The sequence below is a fragment of the Bradyrhizobium sp. USDA 10063 genome, from assembly GCF_054063735.1.
In genome coordinates, this window is sequence record NZ_JBSSGP010000002.1 from 2501822 (window position 1) to 2520756 (window position 18935).

Annotated in this window: 15 protein-coding genes and 1 pseudogene; 5 read left to right on the forward strand and 11 right to left on the reverse strand. The window is 63.8% G+C overall.

Features of this window, described 5'->3' with window-relative positions; genetic code table 11:
• Nucleotide 1 precedes the first annotated feature (1 nt).
• The 8 genes and pseudogenes from ACVJGD_RS14265 to ACVJGD_RS14300 form a co-directional block, all read right to left on the reverse strand.
• On the reverse strand, nucleotides 2-1258 hold the full coding sequence (locus tag ACVJGD_RS14265) for an MFS transporter (protein ID WP_456634933.1): 1257 nt from the start codon (nucleotides 1256-1258) through the stop codon (nucleotides 2-4).
• 84 nt (nucleotides 1259-1342) lie between these two features.
• Entirely contained in the window at nucleotides 1343-2188 is an 846-nt protein-coding gene (locus ACVJGD_RS14270; protein ID WP_456634934.1) for a CmcJ/NvfI family oxidoreductase, read from the reverse strand.
• 356 nt (nucleotides 2189-2544) lie between these two features.
• Nucleotides 2545-3488 (reverse strand): annotated as a pseudogene (locus ACVJGD_RS14275) (ABC transporter substrate-binding protein).
• Nucleotides 3485-4585: an LLM class flavin-dependent oxidoreductase gene (locus ACVJGD_RS14280; RefSeq protein ID WP_456634935.1), complete on the reverse strand. Its 1101-nt coding sequence runs from the start codon at nucleotides 4583-4585 to the stop codon at nucleotides 3485-3487. The pseudogene ACVJGD_RS14275 and the gene ACVJGD_RS14280 overlap by 4 nt, the downstream one beginning before the upstream one ends.
• Before the next feature lie 29 nt (nucleotides 4586-4614).
• Nucleotides 4615-5787, reverse strand: coding sequence for an acyl-CoA dehydrogenase family protein (locus ACVJGD_RS14285; RefSeq protein ID WP_456634936.1), 1173 nt, complete (start codon nucleotides 5785-5787; stop codon nucleotides 4615-4617).
• Nucleotides 5781-6578 carry an ABC transporter ATP-binding protein gene (locus tag ACVJGD_RS14290; RefSeq protein ID WP_456634937.1) on the reverse strand — a complete coding sequence of 266 codons (798 nt, stop codon included), beginning with the start codon at nucleotides 6576-6578 and terminating at the stop codon, nucleotides 5781-5783. The genes ACVJGD_RS14285 and ACVJGD_RS14290 overlap by 7 nt, the downstream gene beginning before the upstream one ends.
• The gene (locus ACVJGD_RS14295; RefSeq protein ID WP_456634938.1) at nucleotides 6572-7600 is read right to left on the reverse strand and encodes an ABC transporter permease; all 1029 of its coding nucleotides are present in this window, start codon (nucleotides 7598-7600) and stop codon (nucleotides 6572-6574) included. The genes ACVJGD_RS14290 and ACVJGD_RS14295 overlap by 7 nt, the downstream gene beginning before the upstream one ends.
• The gene (locus ACVJGD_RS14300) at nucleotides 7578-8696 is read right to left on the reverse strand and encodes an ABC transporter substrate-binding protein (RefSeq protein ID WP_456634939.1); all 1119 of its coding nucleotides are present in this window, start codon (nucleotides 8694-8696) and stop codon (nucleotides 7578-7580) included. The genes ACVJGD_RS14295 and ACVJGD_RS14300 overlap by 23 nt, the downstream gene beginning before the upstream one ends.
• A 453-nt stretch (nucleotides 8697-9149) precedes the next feature.
• Here ACVJGD_RS14300 and ACVJGD_RS14305 point away from each other — a divergent pair, with 453 nt between their 5' ends.
• Nucleotides 9150-10127 carry an ABC transporter substrate-binding protein gene (locus ACVJGD_RS14305; protein ID WP_456634940.1) on the forward strand — a complete coding sequence of 326 codons (978 nt, stop codon included), beginning with the start codon at nucleotides 9150-9152 and terminating at the stop codon, nucleotides 10125-10127.
• Between the two features lie 432 nt (nucleotides 10128-10559).
• Here ACVJGD_RS14305 and ACVJGD_RS14310 read toward each other — a convergent pair whose 3' ends face one another.
• Nucleotides 10560-10859 carry an HU family DNA-binding protein gene (locus ACVJGD_RS14310; protein WP_028164358.1) on the reverse strand — a complete coding sequence of 100 codons (300 nt, stop codon included), beginning with the start codon at nucleotides 10857-10859 and terminating at the stop codon, nucleotides 10560-10562.
• 422 nt (nucleotides 10860-11281) lie between these two features.
• Here ACVJGD_RS14310 and ACVJGD_RS14315 point away from each other — a divergent pair, with 422 nt between their 5' ends.
• Genes ACVJGD_RS14315 through ACVJGD_RS14330 form a run of 4 tightly spaced genes read left to right on the forward strand, consistent with a single transcriptional unit; the run spans nucleotide 11282 to nucleotide 16354 of the window.
• Nucleotides 11282-12898, forward strand: coding sequence for an ABC transporter substrate-binding protein (locus ACVJGD_RS14315; RefSeq protein ID WP_456634941.1), 1617 nt, complete (start codon nucleotides 11282-11284; stop codon nucleotides 12896-12898).
• A 24-nt stretch (nucleotides 12899-12922) separates the two neighbouring features.
• The gene (locus ACVJGD_RS14320; RefSeq protein WP_456634942.1) at nucleotides 12923-13900 is read left to right on the forward strand and encodes an ABC transporter permease; all 978 of its coding nucleotides are present in this window, start codon (nucleotides 12923-12925) and stop codon (nucleotides 13898-13900) included.
• 1 nt (nucleotide 13901) lies between these two features.
• On the forward strand, nucleotides 13902-14732 hold the full coding sequence (locus tag ACVJGD_RS14325) for an ABC transporter permease (protein ID WP_456634943.1): 831 nt from the start codon (nucleotides 13902-13904) through the stop codon (nucleotides 14730-14732).
• Entirely contained in the window at nucleotides 14729-16354 is a 1626-nt protein-coding gene (locus tag ACVJGD_RS14330; RefSeq protein WP_456634944.1) for an ABC transporter ATP-binding protein, read from the forward strand. Before ACVJGD_RS14325 ends, ACVJGD_RS14330 begins: the two co-directional genes overlap by 4 nt.
• Before the next feature lie 304 nt (nucleotides 16355-16658).
• On the opposite strand, the gene ACVJGD_RS14335 is transcribed toward ACVJGD_RS14330, so the two are convergent.
• Nucleotides 16659-17246, reverse strand: a complete 588-nt coding sequence (locus ACVJGD_RS14335; RefSeq protein WP_456634945.1) for a phasin family protein — start codon at nucleotides 17244-17246, stop codon at nucleotides 16659-16661.
• Between the two features lie 380 nt (nucleotides 17247-17626).
• The gene (locus tag ACVJGD_RS14340) at nucleotides 17627-18928 is read right to left on the reverse strand and encodes an NAD(P)/FAD-dependent oxidoreductase (protein ID WP_456640253.1); all 1302 of its coding nucleotides are present in this window, start codon (nucleotides 18926-18928) and stop codon (nucleotides 17627-17629) included.
• Nucleotides 18929-18935: the final 7 nt, after the last annotated feature.

An 18935-nucleotide genomic window follows, 5' to 3' on the forward strand; every position in this document is an offset into this window, starting at 1 on the left:
CCTACTTTATCTCGGCAACCGACGACGTATAGATCAAAAACACCACCGTTCCGGCCAGCAGGGCGGCGGCCATGAACATCATCACGGCCGCCAATCCGTAGAGCGCCGCAACCGCGCCGGTTATGGACTGCATCAATGCCGCACCGAGGAAGAACGAAAGATTGATCGCCGAAAGCGCCTTGCCGGCGCTCTGGGCGTCAACGAGTTGCCTGGTCATGCCATAGAGCAGCGGCTGCGCCGAGACGGCCAAGCCGATCAGAACGAACAGGACGAGATCATATTGCGGCGGCATGACGGCGACGCCGAACAGGCCCGACACCGGGTAACCCGGAGCTCCCAGGGCCATCAGGAGCAGCAGCAGCGCCGATGCGAAATGCGTCGCCGCAACCACGGTGCGCCGGTGACCGAACCTGCGATCGACCATGCCGATGCAGACCGGGCCTATGATCAGCGCCAACGTGAACAGTCCGAGTTGGTTGCCGGCTTCGATGCGGGTGAGCCCCTTGACCTCCATCAGCCACGGCCCGCCCCACAAACCCCTTAGTACCAGCGACGCCGCCAAGGAGACCAGCGACAAGGCGACCAGGCCTCGGAGCGGGCGAGACAGGCCGAGGCGCAAGACTTCCATCATTTGCGAAAGCGGCGACGAATCGTCCTTGTGTTCGGCCGGCTGTTTCGGCACCAGCACGAACACCGCGAGCGCCACCGCGACGCCGCCAATCGCCGATATCCAGAACCCCGCCCGCCAGCCAAGACGGTCGACCACGAAGGCCAATGGGCTCGACGACAACAGCATGCCGATATTGCCGATCGACAGGATGGCGCCCGACCACAGGCCAAACTGCGCCGGAGCGAGCTGCTTGGCGGCGAGCGTCATCGGACACATCAGCATGCCCGATGTCGCGATCCCCAGCACGAGCTGGCCAATGAGGAAGCTCTCCGGTCCGGTCGCAAACGCGGATGCCATCGCACCGAAGATGGTTCCGACGAGCAGGCTGAGCGAGACCGGGCGGACGCCGAAACGGTCCATGGCGGCGCCGACGGGGACCTGCGATGCGGCAAACGCGAAATGGTAGATCGAGGTCAGGCTCGCGAGCGTCTGCGGCGGCGTCGCGAAATCGGCAGCCATCAGGTCGAGGCTGATGGCCGGGATCGTCCGCAGCAGGGTCGATAGCATATGGCCGCAAGCCAGGGCCAAGAGTGCAAAAATCAGCGTGCGGGTACTCGAGCCCGCATCATTTTTGGCAACGCCGTCCACGAATCATCTCGTTCCCGAGGAATTTCGGGACGGCGTATCACCAATGGGCTGCTAAAGCCAATCTGTGCCTAGGTATTGGGCAGGTCAGTGCTTGTGGAACACCAGCGTCCGCACTTCGATGCTCTCGCGAGGCTCGGCATCGGCCGGCGTCGTGGGATCGATGAAGGCGGTATGCGGCGCGAAGCGCGTGCGGCCGTCGGTTGCGGAATCGTAGCACTTGAGCAGCAGCGCCTCGTCCGGCGTCATCTCCGGGAAATAGAACCAGCGATGCTTCGCGTTGTATTTGACGGAATAGGTCTCGCCGCGACGATTCGGATAGATCAGGTCGGACGCGATCAGATCACCCGGCTCCACCGACTGGCCATCGCACATCGCCAGCGGGGCATCGCGCAGCGGACCACGGATCGGCCGCCAGAGGTTGATCACCTGAGCGCGACCTTTGAGCAGTTCGTTGGCTTCCTCGGGCAAATGTTCGAAAACGCGGTTGCGGCCCGACAGATCAGTCTGGTCGACATGGACCCGCGTCGCCGGCTGGCGTGGGGTGCCGTCACGCACATCAGGTGCGCCCTCGACGCGCTTGCGCACGGTGTGATCGAAGATGACGACACGATCGGCCTTCAACGTCGCCTTCAGGAAGGCTTCGACGGCGGGATAGTAGACGCGCCTGATCTCGTTATCGTCGTAATAGTTCTTCACCACGGTCGGATGCTTGACCAGAGCAAAGCCTTCGCGATCGAGCGAGAATTGATCGGCGATCAGGCGGCCGTCGAAGATCGGAATATCGTGGGGTTCGGGCAGCGCCGTCGACTTGGCTTCGCCGGCCGGCGGATCAAAGGCGTAGGTGCGGGGCTTGCCCGCTACCGGGGCAAGATAGTTGAGCTCGGCGGTGACGAAGGGAAGCGACTCGATCTTGGTTTCATGCAGGCCCATGGTGGTCTCCCGGACTCCCTATTGTTCGTTCTGTATCATTTTGGCCGGGTGAGCTGCCCCGGCAAGGGAGCGCAATAAATAGCAACGTTGACATTCTTGCGAGCGTGAAACGTGGAAAATCCTTTCGGCGCTTCCGACTCGCCAAGCGGATTATTTCTGCCGATCACGCCTCTGAGAGGTGCGCTCCCTCGCCCGCTTGCGGGAGAGGGTCGGGGTGAGGGTGCTTCCGCGCCGAACGCTGTTCGTGCGGAGAGAGCCCCCACCCGCTGCGCTGAAGCGCAGCGACCTCCCCCGCAAGCGGGAGAGGTGAACGAGTTCGCGGATTGATCCACTCAACCAAGTTGTACAGCACGGCCTCACAAGCCCGTGCCCTTGCCGATCGCAGTCGCAAACGAGCGGTCCACGATCTCGGCGGCATTGAGCTTCTCCTTGATCAAACCCCAGCGGTGATAGAGATCGATGGTCTTCTGCTCGTCGCTCACGACGCCGTCGTCGATCGGCGTGATCTGGATCTTGGCCCGCGCCAGCCAGTTCAGCGGCACCGCGGTCGGGATGTTCATCAGCTTGCCCCAGGTCTCGGCATAGCCGGCCACACATTGTTCTGCGACCACGTCCGCGCCGCGGCGAGACGGCGGACGAAATCCTGCAGTTGCTCGTGCTTGTCCTTGATCGCGTTGGGCGTTGCGACCTGAAAGCCGAGGCCGGGCGTGATGCCCTCCGCCGTGATCACGCGGCGCGACTTGAACAGCACCTCTTCCTGGCTGACATAGGGTTCCCAGGTCGACCAGGCCTCGACCGATCCTTGCGTGTAGGCGACCTTGGCATCCGACGGGGCGAGGAAGACGATCTGAACCTCGCTCGCCTGCCAGCCCCTGGATTCGAGCGCAGCCAGGATCAACTGGTGACCGATCGAGCCGCGACCGGTCGCGATCTTCTTGCCGCGCAAATCGTCAAAGCTTTTGATCGCGGATTTTTCGGGCACCACGATTGCGAGCCCTTCGCGCGACTGCCGCACGGCGGCGATCGCCTTCACCGGCACGCCCGCCGCAGCGGCAAAGGTGAACGGCGCATCGCCGACGAGCCCGGTGTCGATCGCGCCGGCGCTGAGCGCTTCCAACAGCGGCGCGGCCGCCGCGAACTCCTTCCACTCTATCTTGTAGGGCACGTCCTTGAGCACGCCGGCGGCTTCCATCACCGCCTGCGAATTGCCCTTCTGGTCGCCGACGCGCAGCGTCGTTTGTGCGGCGGCGGCGCCCACGCCGCCGAGTGCGAGAACAATCGCGAGAACGAACCGGATCATTCGGCGGCAATCCCACGCCTGGCGTCGCGCTCGGCAATCAGCCTGCGCGTCAGCGGGATCAGCTCACGGCCATAGTCGATCGCATCGATCAGGGGATCGAAGCCGCGGATCAGGAAGTGACTGACGCCGAGATCGTAGTAGTCGCCCAACACCTCGGCGACCTGCTCTGGCGTCCCGACCAGCGCAGTGGTGTTGCTGTTGGCGCCGGTCAGCTTGGCAATCTCGGTCCACAACCGCTTGTCGATGCGGGCGCCCTGGTCGGCAAGCGCGAGCAGCCGCCTCGCACCGGCGGTAGCATGGCCGTCCGCCGGCTTGCGATAGCCGGTCCGATCCTGCAATTCGGTGGCGCGCTCGAGGATCGCCTGCGCCTTGGCCCATGCCTTCTCCTCGGTATCGGCGAGGATCGGCCGCACCGAGAGGCTGAAGCGCGGCGCCGGGCGGCCGTGCCTGGCGGCAGCAGTGCGCACGCGCGCGGTGACGTCGCGCACCTGCGCATAAGATTCGCCCCACAGCGCGAAGGTGTCGGCGTGCTTGCCCGCGACCTCGATCGCGGCATCGGAGCCGCCGCCGACGAAGGTGTAGATGCCGCCCTTCTGATGTGGCTTGACCTGCGAAAAGCCGCGTTCGACCTGGTAATACTTGCCACGATAGTCGAACGGCTTTTCGCTGGTCCATTCCAGGCGAACGATGTCGAGAAATTCGCCGGTGCGCGCGTAGCGCTCGTCCTTGTCGTCGAGCGTGTTGCCGTCCTGGCGCAGCTCGGTGGCGTTGCCGCCGGTGATGACGTGCAGCGAGACCCGGTCGGGGTGGAACTGGTCGAGCGTGGCGAGTTGGCGCGCCAGCAGCGTCGGCGCGGTGAAGCCCGGCCGCTGCGCGATCATCACTTTCAACTTCCTGGTGATGCCGAGCACGTGCTGGGCGACCTGCAACGCATCCGGCGTCGTCGAATGAAATGCGAGCAGCGCACGATCGAAGCCGGCAAGCTCATGTGCCTTGGCCACCGTCTCGATATAGGGCGGATCGAGCACGGGACCGGAGCGGACAATGGTCTCCGAGGAATTGTTGTTGGTGATGAAACCGATGAACTCGACGGACATGGGGAAGCTCCGATCTTGTTGGCTGTTGTTCAGATGCCCAGCGCCAGGCGTCCGACGGCGATGCGGGTGGAGTCATCCTGCGGGGTGTGGACGCGGCCGCACAGCACGTCGCGAAAATGCCGTTCCAGCGGATTGTGTCGCGACAGGCCGTGATTGCTGGCAAGTGACAGCGCGTCCTCCACCACGGCGACGGCGTTGTTGGTCACCGTCAGCTTGACGATATTGGACTCGGTCGCACTGAGCACAAGGCCGGCATCGAACTCGCCGGCGAAACTGTCGATCAGCCGGGCATTGACCGCAAGCCGCGCCTCGATGCCGCCAAGAATTTCCTGGGCGCGCGGCAATGTCGCGAGCGGGGCACCGAGATTGGCCGGGACGCGTTCGCGCAGGAACTTGATCAGCCAGTCGCGCGCGGCGCGGGCGACTCCATCATAGATCGCAGCCACGAAGATGGCGTGGATCGTCGCCTGGGTGACGTCAGGCGCGGTCCATTCCTCCGGCTTGCGGACATCGACTTCGTAGTCGAGCGGGAATACGACGTCCTCGAAGATGACGTCGTGACTGCCGCTCGCACGCAGGCCGAGATGGTTCCAGCTCTCCTCGATCCTCATTCCGGGCAAACCCGCGGGGACCAGGAACTGGCCGACGCGTGTTTCCGGCTCGTCGGTCCTGGCCCACACCAGATACCATTTCAGGATCGGCGCGCCGGTCGAATAGATCTTGCGGCCGCTCAGCCGCCAGCCGGTCTCGGTGCGGCGCGCAATCGTCGCCGGCAGGCCGCCGCGCGCCGGCGATCCGAGTTCGGGCTCGACACGCAGCGCATTGATCAGCGCGACACCTTCGACTGTCTCCTTGGCGAGCTTGCGCGACAGGCGCGCGGGCCAGCGCGGGCTGCGCGCCATCACGAGATGATTGATGTAATGCATCGACAGCACGAGCGCGGTCGACGGATCGGCCTTGCCGATGATGGTAAGGATGCGCGTAGTGTCGCGCGCGCCCGCCCCTGCTCCGCCGAGTGCGGCGGGAACGGTCAGCGCGAGGAGATCGGCTTTCGCGAGGTCGTCGAAATTCTCAAAGGGAAAACTGGCGTCGCGGTCGTGTGCCGCGGCCCGCTCGGCGACGACCTCGGCGAGCTTTGATGCGCGCGCAACATGGTCCAGCGCTTCCCACGATAGCCGCTCCTTCGCCGCCGTCGTCACCATGTCGCGTCCAGCCCGAGCAGGCCGAGAATCTGCCGGCGCAGATCGGCGAGATAGGGATCGCCACGATGACGCGGATACGGCCGATCCACCTTGATATCGGCCTTGACGCGCGCCGGGCGGTCGCTGAGCACGATGACACGGTTGGCGAGGAACAGCGCCTCCTCCGCGTCGTGCGTGACGAGCAAGGTCGTAAAGCCCTTGCGCTGCCAGAGTGAGACGATCTCGGCCTGCATCGTGATCCGCGTCAGCGAATCCAATTTGCCGAGCGGCTCGTCGAGGACGAGCACCTTCGGATCGTTGACCAGCGCCCGCGCCAGTGCGACGCGCTGCGCCATGCCGCCGGAGAGCTGATGCGGATAGGCTTTCCTGAAGGCGGAGAGGCCGACCAGATCGATCGCCGCATCGACCCGCTGGCGTTGGCTTTTCAGGATGCCCTGCGCCTCCAGCCCGAGCGCGACATTGTCCCAGACAGAGCGCCAGGGAAACAGCGTCGGATCCTGGAACACGACCACGCGCGACGGGTGCGGTCCCGCGATGCGGATGTCGTCCTCGCGCAAGATGCCGCTGCGCGGTTTCTCCAGTCCCGCGACCAGCCGCAGCAGCGTGGACTTGCCGCAGCCGGACGGGCCAAGCAGCGCGACGAACTCGCCGGGCTCGATCGCGAGGGTGACGTCGTCCAGCACCGGCAGCACTGCGCCATCGATATCGAAGGCATGATTGACATGCTCAACATCGAGCGCGGCGCCGACCGCGGGAGTGGTGACGGCTTGGGCCAAGGCAGGCGCTACCATTTGACGACACCCTTCTGCCAGACCAGCAGGCGGTCGCGCGTCTTGAACAGCAGCGTGATCGCACCGGAGCAGAGCAGCGACATCACGATCAGCGCGGCATACATGTTGGCGTAGGCCGCCCAGCCTTGCGCCCACTGCAGGTACCAGCCAAGGCCGGCCTTGACGCCGATCATCTCGGCGACAACCAGCACGGCGAACGAGGCCCCGAGCCCCATAAAGAGGCCGACGAAGACATGCGGCAGCGCTGCGGGGATCGCCACCTTCAGCACCAGGAAGGACGGCTTTGCGCCCAGCGTGCGCGCGACGTCGTAATAGGCGTTCGGCACGCTCGCAACGCCGGACCAGGTCAGGACCGTCACCGGGAAACCGGTGGCAAGCGCGATCAGGAATGTGCTCGCGCTCCAGCTCGAGGGGAAGGTGAAGAAGGCGAAGGGCAGCCAGGCGGTCGCCGGCAATGGGCCGATGAAGCGCAGCACCGGATGTACCCAGTAGCCGACCTTCTGCGACCAGCCGATCGATACGCCGGTCAGAAAGCCGATGGCGGCGCCGATGATATAGCCACCGAGTTGCAGTTTCACGGACGCAATGATGCTGTCGAACAGCTTCGGCAGGTCGTCGGTATAGACCTCCAGGATCGCCTGCGGCGGCGGGAAGAACGGCAGCGGCAGCCAGCCGAACTTTGCGGTGGCGACTTCCCACAGCGTAAAGAAGGCCCCGAGCGCCAGCAGCCACGGCGCGCGCCGGCGCAGCGCAACCCCTGCGCCGCCGAGGAAGTCGGCGCCAAGCGTGCCGAGCACCGCAAAGGCCGCGATGACGAATGCGCCGATGCCGAGCGACTGAGTCCGCGACCAATCGCCGAGATCTTCCCAATAGAGGCAGGATGCACCGAATGCCAGCCACGCCAGCGTCGCGCCGATGCCGGCGCCATAGCCGCTGTCGCGGAACTTCCCAATCCAGCCCGGGCTGACACCCGCCGCAGACTGTCCGGCCGCTGCGATATCAGACACTGAATACGTCGACATAAATCCGTTCCGCGAATTTCGCCGTGTCGGTGCTCTGCTTGAACACGGACACGGTCTTCAGGTCATCGGCGTACCCCTTCAGCTCGCGCTTCAGGACTTCGCCGACGGGGTGATGGTGATGGGTGTGGTAGCGCGCCATCGCTTCGAGATCGGCCAGCGTCGCAGTCTTCGGCGCATAGGGCTGGAACGACTTCGCCGCCTTGTCCGGGTTCTGCGAGGTGAACATCGCCGCATCGAGCAGCGCCTGGGTGATCGCGCGCGCGACATGCGGCTCGTTACGCACGAGAGAGCCGCGGAGGCCGACGATACAGCAGGTCTTGTCGCGATATTCGTCGTCGAGATTGGAGGCGACTTCCTTGTATTGGCTATCCTTCAGCCAGAGATAGGCGAGCGGATCGGAGGCCAGGAACGCCTGCACCTCGCGCTTCTCGACCGCGACGTTGAGGAGGTTGCCGGGATAGGCGCGCCAGTCGACGTCCTTGTTCGGATCGATGCCCTGCTTGGCAAGCTGGATCGAGAAGAAGTTCTTGTCTGGCCCCGCGAGATCGCCGACCGCGACGATCTTGCCCTTGAGATCGGCGAGCTTGTCGACGCCGGAGCCAGCGCGCGTCAGCACGCGCATGCAGCCGCCATGGGTGCCGGCGGCGATCTTGACGTCAAAGCCCTGCTCCAGCGGCTTGAGCCAGCGCAAGGCCATGCCGAGCCCCGCGTCGCTCTTGCCAGTGGCGATCGCCTCCAGCAACTGGTCGGTCGAGCCGCTGTAGTTGACGAGCTCGATGTCGAGGTTCTGCTTCTGGAAGAAGCCGTAGTCGATCGCGACCGGCAGCGGCGCGAGGCACACCGCGCCTGCGTTCCACGACAGCTTCAATTTGCGCGGCGCACCGGTCAGCGGCGGCGCGTCGGATGCCGTTTTGCAGATGGGAAATTCGGAGAAGTCGATCGCTGGTATCGCACCGCGCGCCGAGAATGCCTGCGCGCCGAAGGCCCCGATCGGCGCGGCAAAGGCTGCAGCAGCACCGGCCCGTAACAGCGTGCGCCGATCCATCGACAATCTATTCTTCTCTTCAATCGACATGTTCACCCCTATGTTCGACATGGCTCCGCCATCCGCGCGAACGGCCCAGCCCGCGCACATCTCATTCAGAGCTATTGTTGTAAAAAGGCGGATTTCTCCGGCGCTGTTCGCACTCAAAGCAACGCACAAATGATGCGGTGCGATCGTATCATCGTCAATGAAATGGAATTTCGAATGTCGAGCGCACGAAAGGGATTATCTCCACGATCACAGCGGTGGACGATGAAACGATTTCGTCGTAGCGCGATCGTCGGCAGCTTACGTACTGCCGCCAATGGCGCAGGCATTTGACCGTCTCGTAACGCTGCACGTAGCGCCTTCTCCGCAGAGGATACCAACGAGACGTTCTTTGTCGCTCGCGTCGCGAATACAGATTTCCGTTTCGTTGACTGCGAGGGCTTCGCCCATAGACTTGATGGAGCGCCCTACATGCTCACGACACAATGGGCGCACCAAATCAGAAAAGAGATGGACATGCGCAGACTCACTCGCCTTCACGCCGTCACGCGCAAGCTGGCGACAGCATTCGTCGCAACCGCAATTGCCCTTTCCTCAGTCCTCGCAGCGCTTGCCGACGACACGATCGTGCTGCGCGTCGGCGACCAGAAGGGCGGCAACCGTTCGCTGCTCGACATCTCAGGTTTCGGAAGGGACCTGCCCTACAAGATCGAGTGGTCGGAATTTCCCGCCGCAGCACCAATCCTCGAAGCGTTGAACGCGGGCGCGCTCGACGTCGGCTATACCGGCGACCTCTCTTTTCTTTCGGTCTATGCGGCGGGCGCGCCGATCAAGGCGATCGGCGGCACGCGCTCCGACGCCAGGACGCAAGCCATCCTGGTGCGCCAGGATTCGCCGATCAAGACCGCGGCTGATCTCAGGGGCAAGCGCCTCGCCGGCACGCGTGGCGGCTGGGGGCAATTCCTGATCGACGCGACGCTAGAGAAGTCCGGCTACAAACTCGAGGACGCGACCTTCGCGCCGCTCGGACCCGTCGACGCCAAGATCGCGCTGCTCGCGGGTTCGATCGATGCCTGGGCGGTGTGGGAACCCTATATTTCGTTTGCGACGCTGAAGGACAAAGCGCGCATCGTTGCCGACGGCCAGGGCCTGACGCCGACCATCACCTTCATCGTCGCCTCAGACAGCGCCATCGCCACCAAGCGCGCCGCGGTCCGGGACCTGCTGCAGCGGCTGAACAAGGCACGGCTGTGGTCGCTCGATCATCTCGCCGAATATGCGAAGAACACCGCCGAGCTGACCAAACTTCCCGAAGACGTGCTGCTGAGCGCCTATACCGCGCAGAAGACCAGCCCGATCGCAATCGATGAGAACGTGGTCAAGGAAGTGCAGGCAGCCTCCGACCGCGCCACACGCTACGGCATCCTGTCGAAGACGCTCGACGTCAGCAAAGCTGTCGATCGCAGCTTCACAAGCGCGGCGAGTCTCAACTAGCTGTTTGGCGGCTGTGGACGAGCGGGCCTCATGGTTCGAGACGCGCCGCAAGCGGCGCTCCTCACCATGAGGGTCTAAGATTCTGCCGCGAAATCAGACCTCATCCTGAGGAGCGCGCTCGCGCGCGTCTCAAAGGATGGGCCGCGAAGAGACCGCCCACCAAGTTCTATTTCACATGTGATAGCCCTCCCCCTTTCAGGGGGAGGGAATTAAGCGAGGAGACATGCGGTGCCCGGTCCTCTTCATCTCGCGCTCATCGCCACGGGCCACTTGGCCTGCATGGCCTTGCTCGTGACGCTTTCGCTCTGATGGCTTGTTCGCGCGAGCGCTGACAGCCGCGCCCCGCGTGCGGAGGGATAGAGAGTCAAGCGTGACTCGGACGCCGGGCGCGTTTCACAGCAAAAAGGCCCCCGCTTCCGGAGGCCTCTTGCCTTAGACCGCGTCCTTGGCAGCCTTGACCGGGCGAGCCCGGACGACCTTGCGGGCCGGCTTGGCCTTGAACACCGTCTCTTCGCCGGTGAAGGGGTTGATGCCCTTGCGCGCCTTGGTCGCGGGCTTCTTGATCACCACGAACTTCGCGAAGCCGGGGACGAGGAACACGCCGTTCTTCTTCAGCTCCTTATGACCGACGTCCGTGAGGGTATCCATCACGTTCTTGACGTCGCGCTTGGAGAGTTCGGTGGTGGTCGCGATCTTCTCGATCAGTTGCGACTTCGACAATTGGGTAGCCATGGTTGCTCCATTGATTCTGGAAACGGCACGTTATGGCGGAAACTGGCTAAAAAAACAGGGTTTTCAGCATTCTTCACAGCTATATCGCCGCTGATACACCGAAATCCTGCGTTTTTCCCGGGTTTTTTCGCTGGTCGAGGCCTAGCCAGCCCTTCTATACGCCCTCGAACCAGCCATCCGACACCCCGTTGACCCCTATTTTTCCGCTGCAGATTCGCAATCGGTGATTCGCGAAAGCCCGTTTCATCCAACCGCAGCCAATATAGTGTCGGGCGCGAAGCCCGGAGAATGATCGTTCAGATTGTGCGCAATTAAAGAAAATGACCCGGGTTCCCCTCCCATCATAACATCGGCTAAAGACGGCCCGCGGCCCATGCCGCGCGCTGCCCGACGCTACCCGACGCGCCCTTTGGAGACCTTGTATGGATTTGACCCGCCTCGAGATCAACCGCCGCACCGCGCTTCTGACGTCCGCCGCCATCGCCGCCAACGTCATCAACCCGATGCGGGCATTTGCGCAGGAGACCCCGCGCAAGGGCGGCGTGTTCAACGTCCATTACGGCGCCGAGCAGCGCCAGCTCAATCCCAGCCTGCAGGCCTCGACCGGCGTCTACATCATCGGCGGCAAGATCCAGGAGAACCTGGTCGACCTCGACGCCGACGGCAAGCCGGTCGGCGTGCTTGCCGAGAGCTGGGAAGCCGCCCCCGACGGCAAGACCGTCACCTTCAAATTGCGCAAGGGCATCACCTGGCACGACGGCAAGCCGTTCACCTCCGATGACGTCGCGTTCACCGCGATGAACATGTGGAAGAAGATCCTGAACTACGGCTCGACGCTGCAGCTCTTCCTGACCGCCGTCGATACGCCGGATCCGCAGACCGCGATCTTCCGCTACGAGCGGCCGATGCCGCTCAACCTCCTGCTGCGCGCCCTGCCCGACCTCGGCTACGTCTCCGCCAAGCACCTCTACGAGAATGGCGACATCCGCCAGAACCCGACCAACCTGGCGCCGGTCGGCACCGGCCCGTTCAAGTTCGTCAAATATGAGCGTGGGCAATACATCATCGCCGACCGCAATCCCGACTACTGGCGGACGAACGCGCCCTATCTCGACCGCATCGTCTGGAAGGTGATCACCGATCGCGCCGCCGCGGCCGCGCAGATGGAAGCCGGCGAATTGCACTATAGCCCGTTCTCCGGACTCACGATCTCGGACATGGCGCGGCTTTCCAAGGACAAGCGCTTTGTGGTCTCCACAAAGGGCAACGAAGGCAACGCGCGCACCAATACGATCGAGTTCAACTTCCGCCGCAAGGAACTTTCCGACATCCGCGTCCGCCGCGCGATCGCGCATGCGATCAACGTGCCGTTCTTCATCGACAACTTCCTCGGCGACTTCGCCAAGCTCGGCACCGGCCCGATCCCCTCGACCTCGACCGACTTCTATTCGGGCGCCAACACGCCGCAATATCCTTACGACAAGGCCAAGGCGGTCGCGCTGCTCACTGAAGCCGGCTACAAGCCGGGCGCCGGCGGCACGCGCTTCTCGCTCCGGCTGCTGCCCGCGCCGTGGGGCGAGGACATCTCGCTGTGGTCGACCTTCGTCCAGCAATCGCTGCAGGAAGTCGGCATCCCCGTCGAGATCGTGCGCAATGACGGCGGCGGGTTCTTAAAGCAGGTCTACGACGAGCACGCCTTCGATCTCGCCACCGGCTGGCACCAGTACCGCAACGATCCCGCGGTCTCGACCACGGTCTGGTATCGTTCCGGCCAGCCCAAGGGCGCGCCCTGGACCAACCAATGGGGCTGGGAGGACAAGACCGTCGACAAGACCATCGACGATGCGGCCACCGAAGTCGATCCGGTCAAGCGCAAGGCGCTCTATGCCGAGTTCGTCAAGGAGGTGAACACGGAACTGCCGGTCTGGATGCCGATCGAGCAGATCTTCGTCACCGTCATCACGGCGAAAGCCCGCAACCACTCGAACACCCCACGCTGGGGCTCGACGAGCTGGCACGATCTTTGGCTTTCCGCCTGATCCCATATCGGTCAAGATGAGAGCATGCGCATCTTGAGCCTTGCGGGGCGGCGACTCGCCGCCTCGATCCCCACCCTGTTCCTGATTTTGATCGGCGTTTTCCTGCTGCTGCAGATGGCGCCGGGCGACACCGTTGACGCGCTGATGGCGCAGATGGGCGGCGGCGACGCCGCTACCGCGCGCGAATTGCGTCAGTTTTACGGGCTCGATGTGTCAGTCCCGATGCAGCTCGCCAACTATCTCTGGCGACTGGTGCGGCTCGATCTCGGCTTCTCCTCGATCTACGGCAAGCCGGTGGCTTCCGTGATCCTGGAGCGGCTGCCGCCGACCATCCTCCTGATGACGGCGTCGCTGTCCTTTGCGTTCTTCTTCGGGCTGGTGTTCGGCGTGATCGCCGCGCGCGGCGTCAACCGCTGGCCGGATACGCTGATCTCGACGCTCGGATTGATCTTCTATGCGACGCCGTCGTTCTGGTTCGGCCTGATGGCGATCGTGGTGTTCTCGGTCTATCTGCAATGGCTGCCGCCCGGCGGGTTCGAAGATATCGGCATCGTGCAGACCGGCATCTGGCGCGTGCTCGATATCGCTGGCCATCTGGTGCTGCCGACGCTGACGCTCGGGCTGATCTTCCTTGCCATTTACCTGCGCATCATGCGGGCCTCGATGCTGGAGGTGCTCAATCTCGATTTCGTCCGCACCGCACGCGCCAAGGGCCTGGACGAGACCCATGTCGTGACGCGGCATGTGCTGCGCAATGCGCTGCTGCCGATGGTGACGCTGATCGGGCTGCAGGCCGGCACCATGCTCGGCGGCTCGGTCGTGGTCGAAAGCGTGTTCTCGCTGCCGGGCCTCGGGCGGCTGGCCTACGAATCCGTGGTGCAGCGCGACCTCAACACGCTGCTCGGCATCGTGTTCGTCTCGGCCCTGCTCGTGATCGTGGTCAACTTCGTGGTCGATCTTCTCTATGCGCGGCTCGATCCGCGCATACAGGCGGATGGCTGACATGGACGCGCTGAAACGCTATTTCCGCAGCCCGGCCGCGGTGATCGGCCTGATCCTGCTGCTCGTCGTGATCGCGATGGCGATCAGCGCCGGCTGGCTCTATCCGCGCGATCCACTGTCGCTGGCAGGACGGCCGCTGATCTGGCCGTTCTCCAATCCGCGTTTCCTGCTGGGCACCGACAATTCCGGACGCGACATCGCCGCCCAGATCTTCTATGGCGCGCGGATTTCGCTGTTGATCGGCGGCGTCGCAACCGCAATCGCAATCCTGATCGGAATCCTGGTCGGCGCCTTCGCCGGCTATTATGGCGGCTGGGTCGACAATGTCCTGATGCGGATCACGGAGGCATTCCAGACCCTGCCGAATTTCGTGCTGCTGCTGGTGCTGGTCGCCGTCTTCGGCTCGACGCTCACCACCGTCACCATCGCGGTCGGCGTCGTCTCATGGCCGGCACCGGCGCGATTGACCCGCGCCGAGTTCCTCTCGCTGCGCAACCGCGAATTCGTCCAGGCCGGCAAGACGCTGGGGATGCGGGACATCAAGATCATCCTGGGCGAGATCCTGCCAAATGCGCTGCCGCCGGTGATCGTCTATGCCAGCGTGGTGATGGCGGTCGCGATCCTGCTGGAAAGCGCGCTCGCCTTCCTTAGGCTGTCTGATCCCAACGTCGCCTCCTGGGGCAATCTGATCGGGCTCGGCCGCGACGTGCTGCGGGTGCAATGGTACGTCTCGGCGATCCCCGGGATCGCCATTCTCGTCACCGTGCTTGCGGTATCGCTGGTCGGCCAAGGCCTCAACGACGCGCTCAATCCGAGGCTGAAGAGCCGATGAGCGACGCCATCCTTTCGCTCGAAAGCCTGAGCGTGCGCTTGCCGGAAGGCGCCGACCGACCCCATGCGCTATCGGACGTCTCGCTTTCGATCGCCTCGAACGAGATCCTCTGCGTGGTCGGCGAATCCGGTTCCGGCAAGTCGATGATGGCGAACGCCATCATGCGGCTGTTGCCGAACGAGGTCAAAATCGAGAACGGCCGGATGCTGTTCGAGGGTCGGGATCTCTGCGCTGCTGACATCGCCGAGATGCGGGAAGTCCGCGGCGCCGGCATCGCCATGATCTTCCAGGAGCCGATGACAGCGCTCAATCCGCTGCGCACCATCGGCGACCAGATTGGCGAGATGTTCTCGATCCACACGGAACTATCGAAAGCGGAGATCAACGCCCGCGTGCTGGCGCTGCTCGCCGACGTCCGCATTCCCGATCCCAAACTGGCCGCGAAGGCCTATCCGCATGAGCTCTCCGGCGGCCAGCGCCAGCGCGCCATGATCGCGATGGCGCTGGCGCTCGACCCGAAACTCCTGATCGCGGACGAGCCGACCACCGCACTCGACGTCACCACGCAGGCGCAGATCTTGAAGCTGATCCGTGACCTGCAGCAACGGAAGAAGACGGCGGTGCTGTTCATCACCCACGATTTCGGCGTCGTCGCCGAGATCGCCGATCGTGTCGTGGTGATGCAGCACGGCAGGATCGTCGAACACGGCACGGCTGACGAGGTGCTGAACCATCCGGCGCACCCTTACACCCGGCAGCTCATTGCCGCCGTGCCGCCGCTGAAAGCACCGCCGCCACGGCCGCTATCGGGGGAGAACATCCTGACGATTTCCAACGTCTCAAAGACCTATCGCACCGGCGGCTTCCTCGGACGTGGCGCGCGAGTAACGGCCGCGGTCAAGGAAGCCTCGCTTGATCTGCCGAAGGGCGCAACGCTCGGCATCGTCGGCGAATCCGGCTCGGGCAAGTCAACCTTGGCGCGCTGCATCGTGCGCCTGATCGATCCCGACTCCGGATCGATCGTGCTCGACGGCAGGGACTGGGCAAAACTGTCACGCGAGGAAGTCCGCCGCCAGACCCGACATATCCAGATGGTGTTCCAGGATCCGTTTGCCTCGCTCAACCCACGCCGCAAGGCCGCGGAGCTGGTGGCGCAAGGCCCCATCGTGCACGGCACGCCGCGCGCGACGGCAATTGCCGAAGCCAGGAAACTGTTCGAGCTGGTCGGCCTCGATCCGTCCGCCGGCGACCGCTATCCGCACGAATTCTCCGGCGGCCAGCGCCAGCGCATCGGGCTCGCGCGTGCACTGGCGCTGAAGCCGGACGTGTTGATCGCGGACGAGCCTGTGTCTGCGCTCGACGTGTCGGTGCAGGCGCAGGTGCTAAAACTGCTGGCCGGACTGCGGCAGCGGCTCGGCCTGTCCATCATCTTCATCACCCACGACCTGCGCGTCGCCGCGCAGATCTGCGACCTCGTCGCGGTCATGAAGGATGGTGCGGTCGTCGAGCACGGACCGGCCGCCGAGGTATTCGGCGATCCCAAACATCCCTATACCCAGGCGCTGCTGGACTCGATTCCCGGCGGCGAGTTTGCGCGCGAGCACGAAACAGTGAGCATGTAGCGTTCGATCTGGCCGCAATCCAGACAGGGCGGCTGAGGGACTCAGCCGCCCTTGTCTGCGACGCCAAGACGGCGGAACGCCCGACCGACTACAGCATGATGAGATCAGGTCGAACTGTATCCGCGACGGATGCTGCGCTCCCTCTCCCGCTTGCGGGAGAGGGCTGGGTTGAGGGCTTTCTCCGCGATTCAAACTGTTCGACCGTGAGGAGAGAGCCCCCACCCGGCGCTATGCGCCGACCTCGCCCGCAAGCGGGAGAGGTCAACCGAACCCGCCGCGCGATTTAACCAAATGCCATCACACTCTAGGCAGCCCGCCGTTCGATAGTTTGAGCCATGCGCTTTGCGGTATCGTCCGCCGCCTTGAGCGACATGTCGGCCATTCGTCGGCCGCTTTCCACGGCATTCTCCATGGTTTCTCGCACAAAGTCACTTTGGACGGCGACAACGTCCTGCGGAGTTCGGCACCGCCACAATTCGTTCATGTGGCTTATACTGCTCTCGATTTGGCGCCGGACGAACGCGAGGTACTCTTGCGACATCCCACTCATCCCTTTGGCAATTGCGGTTGTGGAATGAAGGACACTAGCGGCGCTGTGGGCCGACTTTTCGGCTGCACGTTGCGCTTCATCCGATAGTCCTAGTACACGACCGAGTTGATCGGTAGAGCGACCCATGGCTGCTGTCGTCATGTCCAGGCCGAACCGCAGGGCGCTTTGTGCCGCCTCGGCATTTTGCCGCAGCAGATCGGCGCCGGCCCGAGCCATCTCTTGACTAGCCTCGGCCGTCGTTTCCCCGATCCGTCTGGTCTGCTCAGCGGTTCTCTCGCTTACGCGCCGAACTGCATCTTCAGCAGCCTGAGTGGACTTATCCTCTGGGCGTGGATTTGCCATCTTTGTTGCCTCCTCGTTATTGATTATAGTTGGATGATTGTAGTCGGGATTCCCGTGCGACTAGCGCGCTAGACAGAGGTGGAATCCTTCGCAACCAAACGCAGTGCGTTTAGAACCGTTCCGGCATTTCTTGAGCTTTCGGGATGCTCTGCAGACGCCGGCTCCAAACTCCGATTTATGCGGCCTGGAACTTGGGGCAACAGCTTACCCGTCAAGCCGGTGGCAAGCCGCTTGAGACTTTCGACAGACCCTGCGCGACATTGGACCATATCCGGTCTAAGTCAGGGATACTCTCTTAACAGATATCGCGCCCGGCACCGCTTGGTAATCCTTGACGACTGATCTTTACTGAACCGATCTCCAATTTGCGCTGCGCGGCACTAGATCTCGCGCGCGTCGCGCTGCCGGTAGACCAATAGCATCAACGGCGCGAGCTTTCGCAGCAGTCCATGCGCAGCGATCGGCTGCGGTTCAGTGAATGGCAGCGCCAGTTCCTCCAGCGGGACGCCGCGCACCGCCTTTGCAAACTCGGCGCCGATCGCGATCGTCAGCGCAACAGCGCGGCCATTGCAGCCGGTCCAGCCATAGGCGTCGGGACCGAGCTGGTGAAAGCGCGGCAGAAAATCCGTGGTCATGCCGACATAGCCGTTCCAGACGTGGTCGAAGGAGAGTTCGCCGATCTGCGGCCAGAGCCGCTGCAGCCGCTCGGTCACCCTCTCCTTCAGCCGCGCGGCCTTGTCGCCCGGACCGATCACGGCGCCGCCGGTGACGAGCCGGTGGCGCGCGTCGTAGCGCGCGAAATAGAGCTCGCCATGGGTATCCGACATCGCCTGCCGTCCCGGGATGATGGACTTGCGCACATTGTCCGACAATGGCTGCGTCGCCATCTGCCAGGACAGCACCGGCATCACTTCGGTCGCAATCTCCGGCACCAACGACCTCACGATCTCCCCGCTATAGGCGTTGGTCGCCACCACCAGCGCGCGGCCGCTGATCTCGCCGCTTTCGGTCTTCACCACCCATTTGTCGTTGCGCCGTTCAAAGCGCACCACCGGCGAGCGCGCATAGATGCGGCCGTCTTGATGAAGCACTGCGCGCGCGAGCCCCCGTGCCAGCGCCAGCGGATTGACGTGGCCGCCGCTCCTGTTCCAGAAACCGCCGTACCACGCATCCGAGCCCAGCATGCCGCGGACCTGATCGCGCGACAGCAACTCGACAGGCGCGCCGAATTTCGACCATTGCCGCACCCGCCGCTCCGCGATCCTGATGCGGCCTTGCGAGTGCACCGGCTGCACCCACCCAGCCTGTTCCTGCTCGGCCTGGATATTGTAGCGCTGCGCGACGTCGAACAACGTCGCAGCGCTGTCGCGCAACAGACCAACGAACCGCTCGCCGGCGGCGCCATGCTTGGCGATGATGTCTTCGGGATCGGGTCGCGACAAGGTCGGAATCACCTGGCCGTTGTTGCGCCCCGAAGCGCCCCAGCCCGGCTCCATCGCCTCGACGATCGCAACATCGACGCGGGCTTCGCGCAAATGCAGTGCGGTCGACAGCCCAGTGAAACCGCCGCCGATCACGACCACGTCGGCCTGCTGGGCGCCGGTCAATTCAGGCAGGCCGGGACCGGGCGGGGTCACCGCCGCCCACAGCGAGTCGGGCCAGCGGACATCAGGTCTTTCCATCATCAAT